Raw genomic sequence first — 18,322 nt, 5'->3', positions numbered from 1 at the left:
CGGTGCTGTGGTGCTGTGGTGCTGTGGCTTTCTGCCGCAGTGCCGCTGCACCGCTGTGGGGCTGCGGCAACCGCTCGCCCGGCACGCCGGCGCCGGCGCTGCTCGCGGTACGGACCCGAGCCGCGCCGGCGCCTCGTCAGGCGGGGGTGAACTCCTGGCGCTGGCGGCCGAGTCCGTCGACCTCCAGCTCCACCACGTCGCCGGCCCGCAGGAACGGCTTGGGCTCCGGCCGGCCGTTGGCGACGCCGGCCGGGGTGCCGGTGTTGACGACGTCGCCCGGCCGCAGCGTCATGAACTGGCTGAGGTGGCGCACGACTTCGAACACCCCGAAGACCTGGTCGGCGGTGCTGCCGTCCTGCTGCAGCTCGCCGTTGACCCACAGTCGCAGCCCGAGGCTCTGCGGGTCGGGTACCTCGTCGGCGGTGACCAGCCAGGGGCCGAGCGGGTTGAAGGTCTCGCAGTTCTTGCCCTTGTCCCACTGCCCGCCGCGTTCGAGCATGAACGCCCGCTCGGAGACGTCGTGGCTGACGGTGTATCCCGCGACGGCGGCGCGCGCCTCCTCCTCGCTCTCCAGATAGCGCGCGGTGCGGCCGATGACGATCGCCAGCTCCACCTCCCAGTCGGTCTTGCGACTGCCGCGAGGTACCAGCACGTCGTCCCGGGGGCCGACGACGGTGTCCGGCGCCTTCATGAAGACCAGCGGTTCGACGGGCAGCGGCGCACCGATCTCGGCGGCGTGGTCGCGGTAGTTGAGGCCGATGCAGACGATCTTGCCGATGTCCGCGATCGGCGGGCCGGTGCGCAGTCCGGCCCGGTCGAGCGCCGGCAGCTCACCGGTCTCCAGCGCCTCGGCGATCCGGCCGAGCGCGACCGGATCGGCCAGCAGCGCGGAGTCGATGTCCGGCAGCAGCCCGGACAGATCGCGGAGAACGTCCCGACGGTCGAGCGCGGCCGGTCGTTCCGCCCCACGGGGCCCCACACGCAGCAGTTTCATCGCACACTCCAGTGATCGTGGTCATCGAAGTCGCGATGGGGACGGCCATCGGCTTGGACGATCCTCCAAGCCGACGCGCCGCGGGCGCAAGTCCCGCCCACGTACTGGACCGTAACCACGTTCCGGTACGCGGGCGGGACGGGCTCAGCCGCCGAGTGCGTGGGTGAAGGTGTGGATCGCCAGGCCCGCGAGCGCGCCGACGACGGTGCCGTTGATGCGGATGAACTGGAGGTCGCGGCCGATGTTCGCCTCGATCTTCCGGGAGGTCTGGTCGGCGTCCCAGCCGGCGACGGTCTCGGTGATCAGCGAGGTGATCTCGCCCCGGTAGGTGGTCACCACGTGCGTGGCGGCGCCCTCCAGCCAGTCGTCCACCTTGTGCTGCATCCGCTCGTCCGAGGCCAGCCGGGACCCCAGGGAGATGAGCGACGCCCGTACGCGCAGCCGCAGTTCGCTCTGCTCGTCCTCGGCGGCGGCCAGCAGCATGGCGCGGATCGAGGACCAGGCGGAGGCGATGACGTCCTGGACCTCGCCGCGGGCGAGGATCTCGGACTTCAGGCGCTCCACGCGCTCCCTGGTCTGCCGGTCCTCGCGCAGTTCGCGGGCGAAGTCGGCCAGGAAGGTGTCGATCGCACCGCGCGCCGGGTGCTCGGGCATGTCCCTGATCTCCGTGACGAAGCGCAGGAGTTCGCGGTAGACGCGGTCGCCGACCTTCTGGTCGACGAAGCGCGGGGTCCAGCCCGGAGCGCCGCCGGAGACCGCGTCCAGCACCGAACCCCGGTGCTCCACCAGCCAGTCGTGCGCCTTGACGCAGATCAGGTCGACCACCTTGCGGTGTCCGCCGTCGGCCACCACCTTCTCCAGCACGTTGCCGAGGCCGGGAGCGATCTCCTGGGCGTCGGCCCGGCGGGTGATCGCCTCGCCGACCACCGCCTGCACGTCGGAGTCGCGCAGCACGGTGAGCGCGCCGCGCACCGCGGTGGCCAGTTCGGCGGTGACGCGGTCGGCGTGCTCGGGCTGCGCCAGCCAGGTGCCCAGCCTGCGGCTGATGCCCACCGCGCGCAGCCGCTGCCGCACAACGTCCTCGGCGAGGAAGTTGTCACCGACGAACTCGCCGAGGTTCTCGCCGAGTTGATCCTTCTTGGTGCGAATGATCGCGGTGTGCGGGATCGGCAGCCCCATCGGGTGCTTGAACAGCGCCGTCACCGCGAACCAGTCGGCCAGCGCGCCGACCATGCCCGCCTCCGCCGCCGCGGCGACGTACCCGGCCCAGGCGCCTGCGCCGGTGCGCTCCGCCCAGGTGGCCAGCGCGTACACCACGGCGGCCACCACCAGTGCGCTGGTCGCGATGATTTTCATCTGCCGTACGCCGCGCTGCTTCTCCCGGTCGGCGGCGGTGAAGGCGCTGAGGTCGCGGGCGAGTCCCGCGGCGGAGGGCGGGGGTGCTGCCACCGGCTCGCCGCCGTCCGCGCCGGCCCTGGTCGTGCTGCGTTCCATCCGCTCCCACCCGTCTCTCGCGGTCCCCGTGCATTGTCGCCTCCCGTACCCCCGGACACCGGAGGCGACCGTGCCCGAACGGTGAGACACAGAACACGCCCGCGCACGCAACGTCCCCGGCTCCGGCCGCGTCTTGACCCTCGAAGCGTGCGGAGGGGTGCGCTCCGCCGGGCGGGGCCCGGTGATCGACAACTGCTCGAGATGTGAAGGTCTATGGCCCGCGGTCCGGTGCGTGTACGGCTCGTGGGATCATTGCTGCGCACATCTCGCCCAGGGGGGACACCACAGAATGACCGCGGGCAGGCGCCCATGAGCAAGAACATGGGCTACGCATTGCTGGCCGGCTTCGCGGCCATCGTCGTCCTCGTCTCCGGAGCGATATTCATGAGCTTCGGCGGAGCCGAGGAATCCCCGAAACCGGGCACCGGCGGACGGGGCTCGGCAGCCCCAGCCTCATCCGGCAGCTGGATCGGCACCTGGGCGACCGCGGCGGCAGCCGCGGAACCCAACGCACCTCAGGGCTACCCCGGTCGATCCATCCGAAACGTCCTGCACAGCTCGATCTCCGGCACCGCCGCCCGCATCCAGCTCTCCAACCTCTTCGGCACCCAGCCGCTGCTGATCTCGCACGCCACCCTCGCGGTCGCCGCCGCCCCCAGCGCCCCGAACGCCGCGCCCGGCACCATGCGCAGACTGACCTTCGGCACCCAGGAGTCGGTGACCATCCCGCCCGGCGGCATGGTCACCAGCGACGCGGTACGGCTGAACGTGCCGCACGCCGCCGACCTGCTGGTCACCACGTACTCCCCCGAGCCCTCCGGCCCGGTGACGTACCACCCCTTCGCCCGCCAGACCAGCTATCTGGCGGAGGGCGAGCACACCGGCTCCGAGGACGGCACCGCCTACAACCAGCAGAGCCCGTACTGGCGTTACGTCACCGGCGTCGACGTCTGGACGACCGAGACCGAGGGCGCCGTGGTCGTCATCGGCGACTCGATCACCGACGGCATCACCTCCAGCCCGGGAGCCAACCGCCGCTGGCCCGACTTCCTCGGCGAGCGGCTGCGCACCGAACGCGGCGCTCCCGCCTACAGCGTGCTCAACGCAGGGATAAGCGGAAACCGCATCCTGATCGACGGCAGCCGCTACTCGCCCAACAACGGGCCCAGCGCGCTCACCAGAATGGACCGCGACGTGCTCACCCGCACCGGGGTCCGCACGGTCGTGCTCCAGCTGGGCATCAACGACCTCATCAAGCGCCCGCAGCAGCGCGACGCCGCGCTGCTGGTCCAGGGGCTCGAACAGCTCGCCGAGCAGGCGCACAACCGCGGACACCGCGTGCTGGTCGGGACGTTGACGCCGTTCGCCGGACACCGGATGCACACCCCGCGGGTGGAGGCCGTGCGCCAGCAGGTCAACGACCGGCTCCGCGCGAGCGAGGCGTTCGACGGACTGATCGACTTCGACGCCGCCCTGCGCGACCCGGCGGCGCCCCAGCAGCTGCGCGCCGCGTACGACTCCGGGGACCGGCTGCACCCCAGCGACAACGGGTTCCGGGCGATGGCGCAGGCCGTCGACCTTCAGTCGATCAGGGCCGGCAAGGGTTCCCCGGTCGCCGGCTGACGCGGCCCGCCGCCCGCGCCGCCGACTGCCGCACTTCACCCGCGCACGTCGCACCAACGGCGGAAACAGTCCGTCGCGACGCGTGTGCCGGACCACAACACCGCGCGGGAGTGCATCCGATCGCGTGTTTCGCGCGTCTTCATCCTCGGGGGCACCCCGGCGAACCGTCGTCGACGGCCGCCGGACACCTGACCGGGTGTGTGGCACGTACGCCGCACTCGTCACTGAGCCGGACCGGCGATGCGACAGTGTCAGGGAAGGACAATTGGGGCTCGCGCGGTCCCGATGCGTTTGGATGGCCCTGCAGGCCTTGCGCGCCGTACACGACGCAAGTCGCCCGAGCGTGGACGAGGAGTCCCAGCACAGATGAGTGACGAGCAGCACCACCAGGGAAACCGCCCGGGCCAGGAGGGCCCGAACACTCCGAACGCTCCGGACGCCGCCGGCAGCCCGGACGCCGCCGAGCCCCCGACCGACGGGGCCGCCGCCGACGGCGAGGACTCCGAGGGCAAGCGCAAGCGCACCGGCCTGCGCCGGCTGGTGCCCACCTGGCGGATGGTCCTCGGCGGGGTGCTGCTCGTCCTCCTGCTGTGCACCGGCACGCTCGTCGCCGGCTATCTGCTGGTGGACGTGCCCGAGCCCAAGGACCACGCCGTCGCGCAGAGCAACGTCTACCTCTACTCCGACGGCACCCCGATCGCCAAGGACGGCGAGGTCAACCGGGAGAACGTCACCCTCGCCCAGGTACCCAAACGCGTCCAGCACGCCGTACTGGCCGCCGAGGACCGGGACTTCTACAACCAGTCCGCGATCGACCCCAAGGCGATGGTGCGCGCGGCCTGGAACATGGTGCGCGGCGAGGGCAAGCAGTCCGGCTCGACCATCACCCAGCAGTACGTGAAGAACTTCTACCTGTCGCAGGAGCGGACCGTCACCCGCAAGGCGCAGGAGTTCTTCATCGCCATAAAGCTGGACCGCGAGGTCAGCAAGGACGACATCCTCATCGGCTACCTCAACACCAGCTACTTCGGCCGCAACGCCTACGGCATCCAGTCCGCCGCCCAGGCGTACTACGGCAAGAACGCCGAGGACCTCACCACCGCCGAGGGCGCCTACCTGGCCGCCGTCGTCAACTCCCCCAGCGCGTACGACGTCTCCGCCCAGCCGCAGAACCGCGACAAGGCCCTCGCCCGCTGGAACTACACGCTGGACGGCATGGTCAAGGAGGGCTGGCTGAAGTCCTCCGAGCGCGCCGGGATGAAGTTCCCCGAGCCCGAGGACGTCAAGGCGGCGCCGGGCCGGTCCGGCCAGCGCGGCTACCTGCTGGAGGCCGTGAAACAGCACCTCATCAACAGCGAGGTCATGGACGAACAGCGCCTGGCCTCCGGGGGGTTCCGGATCACCACCACCATCGACCGCAAACGCCAGGAGGCGATGGTCAAGGCGGTCGACGAGAAGCTGATGAGCCGGCTCGACGACGAGCGCGAGGTGGACAAGTACGTACGGGCCGGTGGTACGTCGATCGATTCGACAACCGGCAAGGTGGTCGCGATGTACGGCGGCATCGACTACACCAAGCAGTACGTCAACAACGCGACCCGTCGCGACTACCAGGCCGCCTCCACGTTCAAGCCCTTCGTCTACGCGGCCGCGCTGGAGAACGACTCGACCGCGTACAACGGCCAGCCGATCGGCCCCCAGACCGTCTACGACGGCACCAGCAAACGCCAGGTCACCGCCGGCGGCCAACCCACCGACTGGGCCCCGCAGAACGAGCGCGACATCTCCTACGGGCAGATCCCGGTCACCGAGGCGATGGACAAGTCGGTCAACGCGGTCTTCGCGCAGATGGGCGTGGACGTCGGACCCGAGCAGGTCAAGGACACCGTGACCAGGCTCGGCATCCCCAAGGACACCCCGGAGCTGGCCAAGGCGCAGAGCTCGGTCTCGCTCGGCACCGCCACGCCCAGCACACTCGACGTGGCGCAGGCGTACACCACGCTCTCCAACCACGGGAAGTACCGCGACTACTCGATGATCGAGGAGATCAGCCGGGGCGGCGAGCGGATCAAGCTGCCCGAGCCCGAGTCCCGGCAGGCGATCGAGCGTTCGGCCGCCGACTCCACCACCGCGATGCTGCGCAGCGTCGTCGAGGGCGGTACCGGCCAGGCGGCGCAGGCGGCCGGCCGGCCCGCGGCGGGCAAGACCGGTACCGCGGAGAAGGACACCGCGGCCTGGTTCGCCGGATACACCCCGGACCTGACGACCGTGATCTCCGTGATGGGCCAGGACCCGGAGAACGGCGCCCACAAGTCGCTGTACGGAGCCGCCGGCCAGGAGCGGATCAGCGGCGGCGGCTACCCGGCGCAGATCTGGGCCCAGTACACCGCCGCCGCGCTGGAGGGCAGCGCGGTCAAGGACTTCGAGCTGGAGGCCGAGGAGGTTCCGCCGCCCGCGCCGGGCGACCCGAACGACCCGGAGCAGCCCGGCGACGGCGAGCAGCCGCCCGGCCAGGGCGACTCGGGCGGTGACGAGGGCGGCCAGGACAACGGCGGCGCGGACGGCGGCGCCGACGAGGGGCAGGACGGCGGCCAGGACGGCGGGGCCGACGAGGGACAGGACGGCGGCGGTGATCCGGGCGGCGGCGGTCCGGGCGGCCCCGGTGGCGGCGATCCCGGCGGGCCCGGCGGACCGGGCGGTCCGGGTGATCCGGGCGGCGGCGGTCCCGGGGACCCGGGAGGCGGCGACCCCGGCGGACAGGAACCGCCGACCGGCGACCCCGGCGGCGACCCGCCCTTCCCCGGCTGAACGCACTCGGCCGCGGTGTTCGCACACCGCCCCGCGCGCCGGTCGCCGCGGAGGGCGCACGGCCGAAAGCGGCCCGGCCGCCGGCGCGGCGCCGGAGGGCCGGTCGGGAGCACGGCCGCGGCGCGGCAGAGGGAGAGACGCAGCGGTGGAGGGCCGACGGTTCACGGACCGTCGGCCCTCCACCGTTTGAGCAGGGGGAGCAACGCGTGTTCACCGGCACCGCGCACACCTGCGCGTCGGCCGGGAGCGCGGTCGTCGGCGAGGAAAGGGGCGCGGGAAAAAGGGCGCGATCAGGCGCGGGGGAAGGGGCGGGTCAGAGGTAGAGCCCGGTGGAGTCCTCCGAGCCCTCCAGCCGCTCGGCGGCCACCGCGTGCAGATCGCGCTCGCGCATCAACACATAGGCCACGCCGCGCACTTCGACCTCGGCCCGGTCCTCGGGGTCGTACAGCACCCGGTCGCCCGGCTCGACGGTGCGCACGTTCTGCCCGACCGCCACCACCTCGGCCCAGGCCAGCCTGCGGCCGACCGCGGCCGTGGCGGGGATGACGATGCCGCCGGTCGAGCGGCGCTCGCCCTCCGCGGTGTCGGTGCGCACGAGCACGCGGTCGTGCAGCATCCGGATGGGCAGTTTGTCGTGATGGGGCGGTTGCGAGGTCACGCCAGGACCGTACCGCAGGCCCTCAGCGGCGCTTTCGGCGAGACACCACCACGGCGCCGACCACCGCCACCGTCACCACCGCGGCCGGCACGATCCGCTCCATGCGGGGCGAGCCGTCGGGGGCGACGACCTGCGAACGGGCGCGGTCCACCAGGCCGTTGACGCGTACGCACGCCTGGCCGACCGTACGGTCCACGGAGTCGGAAACCCGGTCCTTGACGTCGCCGAGGATCGTCGAGGGGTGCACACGTACGGCGATCTCGTCCAGCGTCACTGCCAGCCGCTGCCGGCTGCGGGCGATCTGCGCCTCGATGTCGCCGGGTGCCTTCGCTTGAGCCACCGCGCTACCTCCGTTGTCTCGTCATCGCTGCTGAACAGTGTGTCAGCTCACTGTCCCACGCGTTCCACCACTCCCCCTGTTCGCCGGTCGCCGGCGGGCCCGGTCGACTCGTTAGGCTCGACGTCGCAGAACCGCCTACGAGGAGTACCGATGAGCGAACGACTTCAGCCCGGCGACCCGGCACCGGCCTTCACACTGCCGGACGCCGACGGCAAACAGGTGTCCCTGGCGGACCACGCGGGCCGCAAGGTCATCGTCTACTTCTACCCCGCCGCTCTCACGCCGGGTTGCACCAAGCAGGCGTGCGACTTCACCGACAACCTCCAGCTGCTGGCCGGCGCGGGCTACGACGTCATCGGCGTCTCCCCCGACAAGCCGGAGAAGCTGGCGAAGTTCCGGGAGCAGGAGCAGCTGGGCGTGACGCTGGTCGGCGACCCGGAGAAGAAGGTGCTGGAGGCGTACGGCGCCTTCGGCGAGAAGAAGCTCTACGGCAAGGTCGTGACCGGAGTGATCCGCTCGACGGTCGTGGTCGACGAGGAGGGCCGGGTCGAACGCGCCCTGTACAACGTCAAGGCGACCGGCCATGTGGCCAAGCTGCTGCGCGATCTGAAGATCGACGGCGCCTGAGCCGCGAACCGCCGGGCCCAGCACCGCCGTTCGGGTCACGTGCGCCGGGCCCGTACGCCCGCGGAGACCGCGACGGCCGGCGCCGGACCGGGGCGGCGACGCGCGACATGGGCCGCGGACCGGCCCTTGTGACCGCCCCACACCCCTCCCGCTACGATGGCTGCCAGCCGGCGGCCGTGATGGAACTGGCAGTCATGCTGGGTTTAGGTCCCAGTGGGTTCACACCCGTGCGGGTTCGAGTCCCGCCGGCCGCACGCCGTACGAAGAGCCGCCCCCGCGCATCCGTCGGGGGCGGCTCTTCGCCGTCTGCGGGCGCGGTGCGGGCGAGGTGCACCGGCGCGGTGTTCGGGTCCGGGGCGTTCGGCACGGGAGTTCAGCCCAGCAGTTCGCGCACCTGCGGGACGAGGCCGCGGAACGCCACGCCCCGGTGGCTGATCGCGTTCTTCTCCGCGGCGGACAGCTCGGCGCAGGTACGGGTCTCTCCGTCCGGCTGGAGGATCGGGTCGTAGCCGAACCCGCCCGCGCCCGCCGGGCTGTGCCGCAGCGTGCCGCGCAGCCGTCCCTCGACGACGCGTTCGGTGCCGTCGGGCAGGGCGAGCGCGGCGGCGCAGGCGAAGTGGGCGCCGCGGTGCTCATCACCGATGTCCGCGAGCTGGGCCAGCAGCAGCTCCAGATTGGCCCGGTCCTCGCCGTGGCGCCCCGCCCAGCGGGCGGAGAAGATGCCGGGCGCGCCGCCCAGCACGTCCACGCACAGCCCGGAGTCGTCGGCGACCGCGGGCAGACCGGTGGCCTCGGCGAGGGCGTGCGCCTTGAGCAGGGCGTTGGCCGCGAAAGTCACACCGGTCTCGCGGACGTCCGGCACGTGCGGATACTGGTCGGCTCCGACCAACTCCAGCCGGAGACCGGCGTCGTGGAGGATCGCCTGGAGTTCGGTGACCTTGTGGGCGTTGCGGGTGGCGAGTACGAGGCGCTGCATGTCGGCGATTATCGACGACGCCCGCGACGCCCCGTGCGCGAGGGTCGCCGTCGACGCGACTCCGGGGCACACGGCTTGGCGGCGCACGGGGCACGGGGCGCTGGGTACGCGACGTGGCGTGCTCGCGCCGCGCCGTGGCGCGCGGCGAGGGCCGGCGGGCCGCACGGCGGAACTCCGTACGGCCCGCCGGGCGACTCAGCGGCCGAGGGCCTCGCGCTGGCCCTGTTCGAGGTCGCGGCAGCCGGCGACCGCGAGGTCGAGCAGCGCGTTCAGCTCGTCGCGGTCGAACGGCTCGCCCTCGGCGGTGCCCTGCACCTCGACGAAACGGCCGTCGCCGGTGCAGACGACGTTCATGTCGGTCTCGGCGACGACGTCCTCCTCGTAGCAGAGGTCGAGCAGCGGCTCACCCTTGACGATGCCGACGCTGACCGCCGCGACGCTGCCGGACAGCGGCTTGGCCGAAGCCTTGATCAGCTTCCGCTCCTGGCCCCAGGCGACCGCGTCCGCGAGCGCGACGTACGCGCCGGTGATGGCCGCCGTACGGGTGCCGCCGTCGGCCTGGAGGACGTCGCAGTCGAGCACGATGGTGTTCTCGCCGAGCGCCTTGGTGTCCACGACCGAACGCAGCGAGCGGCCGATGAGCCGGGAGATCTCGTGGGTGCGTCCGCCGATCTTGCCGCGTACGGACTCGCGGTCGCCGCGGGTGTTGGTGGAGCGCGGCAGCATGGAGTACTCGGCGGTGACCCAGCCCTTGCCGCTGCCCCGGCGCCAGCGCGGCACGCCCTCGGTGAAGCTGGCCGTGCAGAGGACCTTGGTGTCGCCGAAGGAGACCAGCACCGATCCCTCGGCGTGCTTGCTCCAGCCGCGCTCGATCGTCAGTGGGCGGAGCTGGTCGGCTGTGCGGCCGTCGATTCGTGACATGGAGCGAGGGTAGTGGTCCGCGCCGGGGTCACCGGCCGCGGGCCCTCCCCCGCACCTCCGCTTTCGGCCACCCACTCGGCGCTCCCGCGGACGGTCCGACGCGCCGGCGCACGCGGCGGGGGCTCCGTCGCGCCGCGGGGCGCCGGTGGCGGCGTCACATGAGGTCTTCGATCTCGGAGGCGATGGGGTCGGCGTCGGTGCCGATGACGACCTGGACGGCGGTGCCCATCTTCACCACGCCGTGGGCTCCGGCGGCCTTCAAGGCGTTCTCGTCGACCCGGCCCGCGTCCTCGACCTCGGTGCGCAGACGGGTGATGCACCCCTCGACCTCGACGATGTTGTCGATGCCGCCCAGCCCGGCGACGATCTTCTCAGCCTTGGTGGCCATGTCTCTCTCCTGTGTTCTGCCGTCGGTTCTCGCCCGCCGCACGGACCGGCCCGGTCGGGCCTGTCGGCCGGCTCCCGAGCCCCGCGGCGGCGACGAGGGCGACGCGTGGTGACGGATCAGTGGTCTACACCAGCGTAGCCCCGCCGCCCCCGGCGCGGTTCGGCGAGCCGGGGGCGGAGCACCGTTCGGCCCGGGCGCCGCGAAACGGTCCATCACAGAAGGGGAACGAATCATTCCGATTCCCCCGGCGTTCGTGCTACAACTGCCTGCACCGAGTGGTTTAGACCAATAGAACATCCCGGAAGCCCACCCGTCGACAGTCCGGCGGCACCCCGGCCACCGGCTCGCGGAGGAACCAGATGAGCACGCCGAACGAGGCCCCAGCGCCCACCCCCACCCGCCGATCCCGTGCGATGGCGGTCGCCCAGCGCATCGGACGCAGCCTGATGCTGCCGATCGCCGCACTGCCCGCCGCGGCGCTGATGCTGCGACTCGGCCAGGACGACATGCTGGGCCGGCCCAACTTCCCCGACGTGCTCAACCGCCTCGCGGAGTTCCTGGCCGCGGGCGGCAGCGCGCTCCTGGACAACATGCCGCTGCTCTTCGCGGTCGGCATCGCCATCGGTTTCGCCAAGCGGTCCGACGGGTCCACCGCGCTGGCAGCGGTCGTCGGCTATCTGGCGTTCAAGAACGTGCTGGAGGTCTTCACCGACGACAGCCTGCCCAAGGTGCAGGAGGTCGTCGACGGAAAGATCGTCGAAGTGGCGCCGCCGGTCGACGCCGGGGTGCTCGGCGGCGTGGTGATGGGCATCGTCGTCGCCCTGCTGTACCAGCGCTTCCACCGGCAGAAGCTGCCGGAGTGGCTGGGCTTCTTCGGCGGACGGCGGCTGGTGCCGATCCTCGCCGCGTTCGCCGGTCTGGCCATCGGCATCCTCTTCGGCTACATCTGGCCTGTTCTCGGCACCGGACTGCACAACTTCAGCGAGTGGCTGGTCGGTTCGGGCGCGGCCGGCGCCGGTATCTACGGTGTCCTCAACCGCGCGCTGATCCCGGTCGGCATGCACCACCTGCTGAACTCCTTCCCCTGGTTCCAGGCCGGGAGCTACGACGGCAAGAGCGGTGACATCGCGCGGTTCCTCGCCGGGGACCCGACCGCCGGCCAGTTCATGACCGGCTTCTTCCCGATCATGATGTTCGCGCTGCCGGCCGCCTGCCTGGCGATGTACCACTGCGCCAAGCCGCAGCGCCGCAAGGTCGTCGGCGGCATGATGGCCTCGATCGGCCTCACCGCCTTCGTCACCGGAGTCACCGAACCGATCGAGTTCACCTTCATGTTCATCGCACCCGTGCTGTACGCGATCCACGCGGTGCTCACCGGCGTCTCGATGGCGCTGACCTGGGCGCTGGGCATGCGCGACGGTTTCGGCTTCTCGGCCGGGGCGATCGACTATCTGCTGAACTTCGGCATCGCCCAGAACCCGCTCGGCCTCGCGCTGGTCGGACTCTGCTTCAGCGTCGTCTACTACGCGCTCTTCCGGTTCGCGATCACCAAGTTCAACCTGCCCACGCCGGGCCGGGAGAGCGACGAGGAGATCGCCGAGATGGAGAAGGCCAACTACAAGGCGTAGCACTCCAGCAGCACTTCTGCCGCCGCCGTGCGGCACGATCGGCGCCCGGGAGGTCAACGGCCCCCGGGCGCCGCGCTGTCGGGACCCCGGCGGCAGACCCGGCGGTAGACCTGGCGCGGACCGCCCTCGGGGCCCGGTTCGGCGGCTTCCTCCGGGACGAATCCCAGACGCTCGTAGAAGACCCGCGCACCGCTGTCCGCCGCCCCCGGGTGGTCGGCCCTGAAAGTCACCACCTCGACAACCGCGGAAGCCGCGTCGGGGGCCGGTCCGGGGCCGAGGACGCGGTGCAGGCGGTTCGTCGCTCCGTCGACCAGCGCGCGGCCGACACCCCTGCCGCGTGCGGCTCCGCTCACAACCAGCCAGTGCAGCCGCAGAGTTGGCGGCTCGACGCCGAAGAGCAGCCCCCCGAGCAGCGGGGAGGACGGGGCGTGGTCGGCGACAGCGACCAACGCCGTGCCCAGCTCGACATGGGCGCGGACCGCCCGGTGGAAACCCGGCTCGCCGACCATCGGACCGAACCACTGCTCGACCCCGGCCGCCAGGTCGAGGAAACCGGGAAAATCCTGCTCGCGCGCGGTTCTGACGATCACTCACGCAGTCTGGCAGAGCGGCCGGTTCGAAGACCCGTACGGGCGGCACCGGAAGTACGGGGGCCGGCACCGGTACGGGTCGGCACCGGTACGGGCGCGCGCACGGGCGAGGCACGAAGGCGGTACGAGCGTGCGGTGGTCGCCTGCCGGGGTGCCGGGCGGGCTCAGATCTCGTACACCGCGCCGGGGCGGGCGAGTTCGACCGGGCCGGAGTACGCGGAGCGGGCGTCGCGCAGATTGGCGCGGGCGTCGGTCCACGGCGGCACATGGGTCAGCACCAGTCTGCGGACGCCGGCCGCCTGCGCGTACGCCCCCGCCTGAAGGCCGTTCAGATGCAGACCGGGGATGTCCTCCTTGCCGTGGGTGAACGACGCCTCGCACAGGAAGAGATCGGCGTTCTCGGCGAGCGAGCCCAGTTCCTCGCACTCGCCGGTGTCACCGGAGTACGTCAGCACCGAACCCTCGTGCTCGATCCGGAAGCCGTACGCCTCGACGGGGTGGGAGACCTGCTCCACCCGCACGTTCAGCGGTCCGGCGGTGAACTCCCCGCCCCCGTGCAGGGTGTGGAAGTCGAAGACCTCGCTCATCGACTTCTCGCTCGGGGTGTCCGCGTACGCCGTCGTCAGCCGCCGCTCGGTGCCCTCCGGCCCGTACACGGGGATGGAGGCGGGCCGCCCGCCCTCGAAACGGTAGTAACGGGCGACGAAGTAGCCGCACATGTCGATGCAGTGGTCCGCGTGGAGGTGGCTGAGCACGATGGCGTCGAGGTCGTAGAGGCCGCAGTGGCGCTGGAGTTCACCGAGCGCACCGTTTCCCATGTCCAGCAGCAGCCGGTAGCCGTCCGCCTCGACGAGATAGCTCGAACAGGCCGAGTCCTGGGACGGGAACGAGCCCGAGCAGCCGACGACAGTGAGCTTCATAGGGGTGGGAACCTCCGTGCGGCCCGGCAGGAAGAGGGGTTTCCTGAGGGTAAGGGCCACCGGCCTGCGAGGCTGCTCCGCCGACTGGGGTGTGGGCGGAATCACCAGTGCGGGGTACCGCCGGGGCCCGGTTCGGTGGTGCGGACCACTCGCACGCCGGCCGGTGAGGGTGACGGAGATCACCGCAGCCCTGGACGGAAACACCGTCGGTACGGGTCGATCCGACCCTCGCCCGGAGCCGCCCCTCCGCTCGCCGCCCGGCCGCGGGCTCTCGGGCGACCGGCGCCGCCGGGCTCAGCCGCGGAGCCGACTCCGGACTGCGCGGCCGGCCCCTCGCCGCGGGCCCCTCGCGGTCGGGCCCGCGCGATCAGGCCCAGAGCCGCCCCTCGCGATCAGGCCCAGAGCTGCCCCTCAAGATCAGGCCCAGAGCTGGCCCTGGAGCAGTTCGACCGCGGCCTCGGTCGACTCGGCGGTGTAGATGCCGGTCGAGAGGTACTTCCACCCCGCGTCGGCGACCAGGAAGGCGATGTCCGCCTCCTGCCCGGCGGCGAGCGCCTTGCGGCCCACTCCGATCGCCGCGTGCAGTGCCGCGCCGGTCGAGACTCCGGCGAAGATGCCCTCCTCGGAGAGCAGCTCCCGGGTGCGGCGCACCGCGTCGGCGGAGCCGACCGAGAAGCGCGAGGTGAGCACGGACTCGTCGTACAGCTCGGGGACGAACCCCTCGTCGAGGTTGCGCAGCCCGTAGACCAGATCGTCGTAGCGGGGCTCGGCGGCGACGATCCGGATGTCGGGGCGCTGCTCGCGCAGATAGCGGCCCGCGCCCATGAGGGTGCCCGTGGTGCCGAGGCCGGCCACGAAGTGGGTGATCGACGGGAGGTCGGCGAGCAGCTCCGGGCCGGTCCCCGCGTAGTGCGCGCCGGCGTTGGCCGGGTTGCCGTACTGGTAGAGCATCACCCAGTCCGGGTGCTCGGCGGCGAGCTCCTTGGCCACCCGCACCGCGGTGTTGGAGCCGCCGGCCGCGGGCGAGGCGATGATCTCCGCGCCCCACATGGCCAGCAGCTGGCGCCGCTCCTGGCTGGTGTTCTCCGGCATCACGCAGACGATGCGGTAGCCCTTGAGCCGGGCCGCCATCGCCAGCGAGATGCCGGTGTTGCCGCTGGTGGGCTCCAGGATCGTGCAGCCGGGGGTGAGCCTGCCGGCCTTCTCCGCCTCCTCGATCATGTGGAGCGCCGGGCGGTCCTTGACCGAACCGGTGGGGTTGCGGTCCTCCAGCTTCGCCCAGATCCGTACGTCCTCGGAGGGCGAGAGCCGCGGCAGGCGCACCAGGGGGGTGTCGCCCACCGCGGCGAGCGGCGAGTCGTAGCGCATCAGCGCGCGCCCCCGGCGACCGCCGGGAGGATGGTGACGCTGTCGCCGTCGGTCAGCTTGGTGTTGATGCCGTCGAGGAAGCGGACGTCCTCGTCGTTGAGGTAGACGTTGACGAAGCGGCGCACCTCGCCGCCCTCGACCAGGCGCTCCTCGATGCCGCTGTGCCGCGACTCCAGGTCGCTGAAGAGCTCGGCGACGGTGGAGCCGCCGCCTTCGACCGCCTTCTGGCCATCGGTGTAGGTGCGGAGGATGGTCGGGATACGGACCTCGATGGCCATGGGATGCACTCCTGGGTGTCGGAAGGAACCGGAAGTCCGGCTGGGACGGAGGGTGTTGACGCGAAGAGCGGCCGGGCCCGCACGGTCGCGGCCGAGCACGCACTCGTCTCAGCGACCGGACACGGGGCCCGCGAGGCGGACCACTGACCTCAACAGATGGCGCTGGAGAGCCGGCACAGGTCGACGTGCAGGCGCGCGACGAGCATGCTGCCCGGGGCCTTGGAACTCACGTCGTGGACAACCATGAAGCCATCGTATCGATTCCCGGGCCCCGAACTAAGAGTGCGTATCGGCATGCGGACGAACCGTCTCAGGACTCGTACGCCTCGACGATCCGGACCTCTTCCTCGGTGACCTCGCCCTCCACGATCCGGAAGGAGCGGAAGGAGAACGGGCCCTCGTCGTTGCCGCACTCGGCGGTGGAGACCAGGACGTAGTGGGCGCCCGGCTCGCTCGCGAGGCTGATGTCGGTGCGCGAGGGATGGGCCTCGGTGGCGGTGTGCGAGTGGTAGATCACCGCCGGCTCCTCGTCCCGGTCGTCCATCTCCCGGTAGAGCTTCAGCAGGTCGGCGGAGTCGAACTCGTAGAACGTCGGCGAACGCGCGGCGTTCAGCATCGGCACGAACCGTTCGGGGCGGCCCTGCCCGGCCGGCCCCGCGACGACCCCGCACGCCTCGTCGGGGTGGTCGGCACGGGCGTGGGCGACGATCCGGTCGTGCAGTTCGCGGGTGATGGTCAGCATGCCCGCAACGATAGGACGACTCCGTGCCGCACTTCCCGGCAGCCCGGCACCGTCCCGATCGGTGGACGCCCGCCGTACCGCGGAACGAGACGGGCCCGTTGCGCACCCCCGAGGAGGTGCGCAACGGGCCCGTGGTCGCCGTGGCGCGCGGCGGCGCACGGCGGGTGGAGCGGGTCACCGCGTGGAGCGGGTCACTGCTTGGCCGCGGCCTCGGCTGCCTCGGCGGCACGCTCGTCGGCCTCGATCTCCTCCTCGGTGTCACCGGCGTCACGACGGCGCACGTACTCGAGGACCTTCTTCAGCTCCTTCTTCACGATCGGCGCCAGCAGGTAGAGGCCGAGGATGTTGAAGAAGGCCGCCAGGAAGAGCGTGGCGTCCGCCAGGTCGACCAGGACACCGAGCGACAGCAGCGCGCCCACGACGATCATGAAGCAGAAGAGCAGCTTGTAGATGGTCTCGCTGATCTTGCTGTGACCGAAGATGTGGCCCCAGCTCTTGAGCCCGTAGTAGCCCCAGGTGATCACCGTGGAGACGGCGAAGAGGAAGACCGCGATGGTCAGCAGCCACGGGAACCACGGCAGCGCGGTCTCGAAGGCGTCGTGGGTGATGGAGATGCCCGCGGCGGTGCCCTGCACGCCCTCGCCGTCGGCCGCGCTCTCACGAGCGGCCTCGTAGGCCGGACCGCTGGCGATGATGATGGTCAGTGCGGTCATGGTGCAGATGATGACCGTGTCGACGAAGGGCTCGATCATGGCGACCAGGCCCTCGGTGGCGGGGCGCTTGGTCTTCACCGCGGAGTGGGCGATCGGGGCGGAGCCGACGCCGGCCTCGTTGGAGAACGCCGCACGCTGGAAGCCGATGATCAGCGCACCGAGCAGACCGCCCGCGACACCCTCGGGGTTGAACGCACCCTCGAAGATGGACTGGATGGCGTTCGGCACCTCGGAGAAGTTGAAGCTGATGACCAGCAGACAGGCAGCGACGTACATGATGCCCATGGCCGGGACCAGCTTGCTGGTGACGGCGCCGACCGACTTCATGCCGCCGAGCAGCACCAGGCCGACGATCACGGCGACCACGACACCGAAGACGATGCCGCCGGCGCTCGTGGCGAGCCAGCTGTTGTCCTCACCGCCGGTGACGGCGACGAACTGCTCCAGCGACTGGTTGACCTGGAAGAGGTTGCCGCCGAAGAGGGCGAAGAAGAGGATCATGAAGGCCGAGACACCGGCCAGCACCTTGCCCAGCGTGGCCCAGCCGAGCTCGGCCAGACCCTTCTTCAGATAGAGCATCGGGCCGCCGTTGACGGTGCCGTCCGCGTTGAACTCGCGGTACCGCACACCGAGGGTGCACTCGACGAACTTGCTCGCCATGCCGAGCAGACCGCAGAGGATCATCCAGAACGTCGCACCCGGACCGCCGAGGCCGACCGCGATGGCGACACCCGCGATATTGCCGAGCCCCACCGTTCCGGACATAGCCGAAGTCAGCGCCTGGAAATGGGTGACCTCACCCGGGGCGTCCTTCTGTTCGTATTTGCCCCTTGTTATGCGTATCGCCGCTTTGATGTGGCGAGCCTGCGCACAGCCGAAGTAGATCGTGAAGACCAGACCGGCGATGGCCAGCCAGGCGACGATGACCGGAAAATCCGTTCCGAAGAACGGAACGGTGACGAAGACGATGTCGCCCAGGAATGTGGAGACCGGTTCGAAGACGCTGTTGACGGCTTCGTCGACCGAATCGGTCCAGGTTTCGTTTGCCATGTATACCTCTGGCTAGCCACGGAGTGGATGAAATAGCGCGTTACTCCGAATGTGGCTGGCTCCGACGGGGAGACCGGCGCTCACGTCGCCCCGGGCCCGCCGCACCTCGGATCAGCACACAAGCGGATTGGCTGTTCCTATCACGCAGGGCGGGGACGCACGAGTGGTGGGACGCTTACACCCGCATCACGGTCACGTTACGAA

At 71.1% G+C, this 18,322-nt stretch carries 18 protein-coding genes and 1 tRNA gene; 5 read left to right on the top strand and 14 right to left on the bottom strand.

Annotated features, from left to right (window positions below; all coding sequences use genetic code 11):
* Positions 1-136: 136 nt before the first annotated feature.
* Positions 137-994: a fumarylacetoacetate hydrolase family protein gene (locus MTQ01_RS21295; RefSeq protein WP_247492361.1), complete on the bottom strand. Its 858-nt coding sequence runs from the start codon at positions 992-994 to the stop codon at positions 137-139.
* 144 nt (positions 995-1,138) lie between these two features.
* On the bottom strand, positions 1,139-2,488 hold the full coding sequence (locus MTQ01_RS21290; protein ID WP_247492360.1) for a DUF445 domain-containing protein: 1,350 nt from the start codon (positions 2,486-2,488) through the stop codon (positions 1,139-1,141).
* A 309-nt stretch (positions 2,489-2,797) separates the two neighbouring features.
* Here MTQ01_RS21290 and MTQ01_RS21285 point away from each other — a divergent pair, with 309 nt between their 5' ends.
* Together MTQ01_RS21285 and MTQ01_RS21280 are read left to right on the top strand one after the other, a co-directional pair.
* The gene (locus MTQ01_RS21285; protein WP_247492359.1) at positions 2,798-4,111 is read left to right on the top strand and encodes an SGNH/GDSL hydrolase family protein; all 1,314 of its coding nucleotides are present in this window, start codon (positions 2,798-2,800) and stop codon (positions 4,109-4,111) included.
* Between the two features lie 366 nt (positions 4,112-4,477).
* Complete coding sequence (locus tag MTQ01_RS21280) at positions 4,478-6,919, top strand: transglycosylase domain-containing protein (protein WP_247492358.1); 2,442 nt, start codon at positions 4,478-4,480, stop codon at positions 6,917-6,919.
* Between the two features lie 313 nt (positions 6,920-7,232).
* Here MTQ01_RS21280 and MTQ01_RS21275 read toward each other — a convergent pair whose 3' ends face one another.
* Together MTQ01_RS21275 and MTQ01_RS21270 are read right to left on the bottom strand one after the other, a co-directional pair.
* Positions 7,233-7,535 carry a co-chaperone GroES gene (locus MTQ01_RS21275; protein ID WP_247492542.1) on the bottom strand — a complete coding sequence of 101 codons (303 nt, stop codon included), beginning with the start codon at positions 7,533-7,535 and terminating at the stop codon, positions 7,233-7,235.
* A 64-nt stretch (positions 7,536-7,599) separates the two neighbouring features.
* Positions 7,600-7,917, bottom strand: coding sequence for a DUF3618 domain-containing protein (locus MTQ01_RS21270; protein ID WP_247492357.1), 318 nt, complete (start codon positions 7,915-7,917; stop codon positions 7,600-7,602).
* Positions 7,918-8,067: 150 nt separating this feature from the next.
* Between MTQ01_RS21270 and bcp the strand changes: the two genes are divergently transcribed.
* Both bcp and MTQ01_RS21260 read left to right on the top strand, forming a co-directional pair.
* Positions 8,068-8,544: a thioredoxin-dependent thiol peroxidase gene (bcp, locus tag MTQ01_RS21265; protein ID WP_247492356.1), complete on the top strand. Its 477-nt coding sequence runs from the start codon at positions 8,068-8,070 to the stop codon at positions 8,542-8,544.
* 170 nt (positions 8,545-8,714) lie between these two features.
* Positions 8,715-8,798: transfer RNA gene (locus MTQ01_RS21260), tRNA-Leu, on the top strand.
* A 119-nt stretch (positions 8,799-8,917) separates the two neighbouring features.
* On the opposite strand, the gene rdgB is transcribed toward MTQ01_RS21260, so the two are convergent.
* The 3 genes from rdgB to MTQ01_RS25010 form a co-directional block, all read right to left on the bottom strand.
* Entirely contained in the window at positions 8,918-9,520 is a 603-nt protein-coding gene (gene rdgB / locus MTQ01_RS21255; RefSeq protein WP_247492355.1) for an RdgB/HAM1 family non-canonical purine NTP pyrophosphatase, read from the bottom strand.
* 195 nt (positions 9,521-9,715) lie between these two features.
* A complete protein-coding gene (gene rph / locus MTQ01_RS21250; protein ID WP_247492354.1) occupies positions 9,716-10,441 on the bottom strand; it encodes a ribonuclease PH in 726 nt (241 codons plus the stop codon).
* 154 nt (positions 10,442-10,595) lie between these two features.
* Entirely contained in the window at positions 10,596-11,042 is a 447-nt protein-coding gene (locus MTQ01_RS25010) for a PTS glucose/sucrose transporter subunit IIB (protein WP_282613974.1), read from the bottom strand.
* Between the two features lie 146 nt (positions 11,043-11,188).
* Here MTQ01_RS25010 and MTQ01_RS21240 point away from each other — a divergent pair, with 146 nt between their 5' ends.
* Entirely contained in the window at positions 11,189-12,457 is a 1,269-nt protein-coding gene (locus tag MTQ01_RS21240) for a PTS transporter subunit EIIC (RefSeq protein ID WP_247492353.1), read from the top strand.
* A gap of 53 nt (positions 12,458-12,510) precedes the next feature.
* On the opposite strand, the gene MTQ01_RS21235 is transcribed toward MTQ01_RS21240, so the two are convergent.
* From MTQ01_RS21235 to MTQ01_RS21210, 7 genes are all read right to left on the bottom strand, one after another.
* On the bottom strand, positions 12,511-13,047 hold the full coding sequence (locus MTQ01_RS21235; RefSeq protein ID WP_247492351.1) for a GNAT family N-acetyltransferase: 537 nt from the start codon (positions 13,045-13,047) through the stop codon (positions 12,511-12,513).
* A 164-nt stretch (positions 13,048-13,211) separates the two neighbouring features.
* Positions 13,212-13,967 (bottom strand): MBL fold metallo-hydrolase, encoded by a 756-nt coding sequence (locus MTQ01_RS21230; RefSeq protein WP_247492349.1) that lies wholly within the window; start codon positions 13,965-13,967, stop codon positions 13,212-13,214.
* 417 nt (positions 13,968-14,384) lie between these two features.
* The gene (locus MTQ01_RS21225; protein WP_247492348.1) at positions 14,385-15,335 is read right to left on the bottom strand and encodes a PLP-dependent cysteine synthase family protein; all 951 of its coding nucleotides are present in this window, start codon (positions 15,333-15,335) and stop codon (positions 14,385-14,387) included.
* A complete protein-coding gene (locus tag MTQ01_RS21220; RefSeq protein WP_247492347.1) occupies positions 15,335-15,613 on the bottom strand; it encodes a MoaD/ThiS family protein in 279 nt (92 codons plus the stop codon). Before MTQ01_RS21220 ends, MTQ01_RS21225 begins: the two co-directional genes overlap by 1 nt.
* Positions 15,614-15,762: 149 nt before the next feature.
* Positions 15,763-15,858, bottom strand: a complete 96-nt coding sequence (locus MTQ01_RS25325; RefSeq protein WP_374207826.1) for a putative leader peptide — start codon at positions 15,856-15,858, stop codon at positions 15,763-15,765.
* A gap of 65 nt (positions 15,859-15,923) precedes the next feature.
* Complete coding sequence (locus MTQ01_RS21215; RefSeq protein WP_247492346.1) at positions 15,924-16,355, bottom strand: Mov34/MPN/PAD-1 family protein; 432 nt, start codon at positions 16,353-16,355, stop codon at positions 15,924-15,926.
* A 191-nt stretch (positions 16,356-16,546) separates the two neighbouring features.
* Positions 16,547-18,118 (bottom strand): sodium:alanine symporter family protein, encoded by a 1,572-nt coding sequence (locus tag MTQ01_RS21210; protein WP_247492345.1) that lies wholly within the window; start codon positions 18,116-18,118, stop codon positions 16,547-16,549.
* Positions 18,119-18,322: the final 204 nt, after the last annotated feature.

It is taken from the genome of Streptomyces sp. XM4193 (assembly GCF_023072595.1).
Taxonomy (GTDB): Bacteria; Actinomycetota; Actinomycetes; order Streptomycetales; family Streptomycetaceae; genus Streptomyces.
Note: the sequence above shows the minus strand (reverse complement) of the source record. Positions and strands in the feature narration are given on the sequence as shown.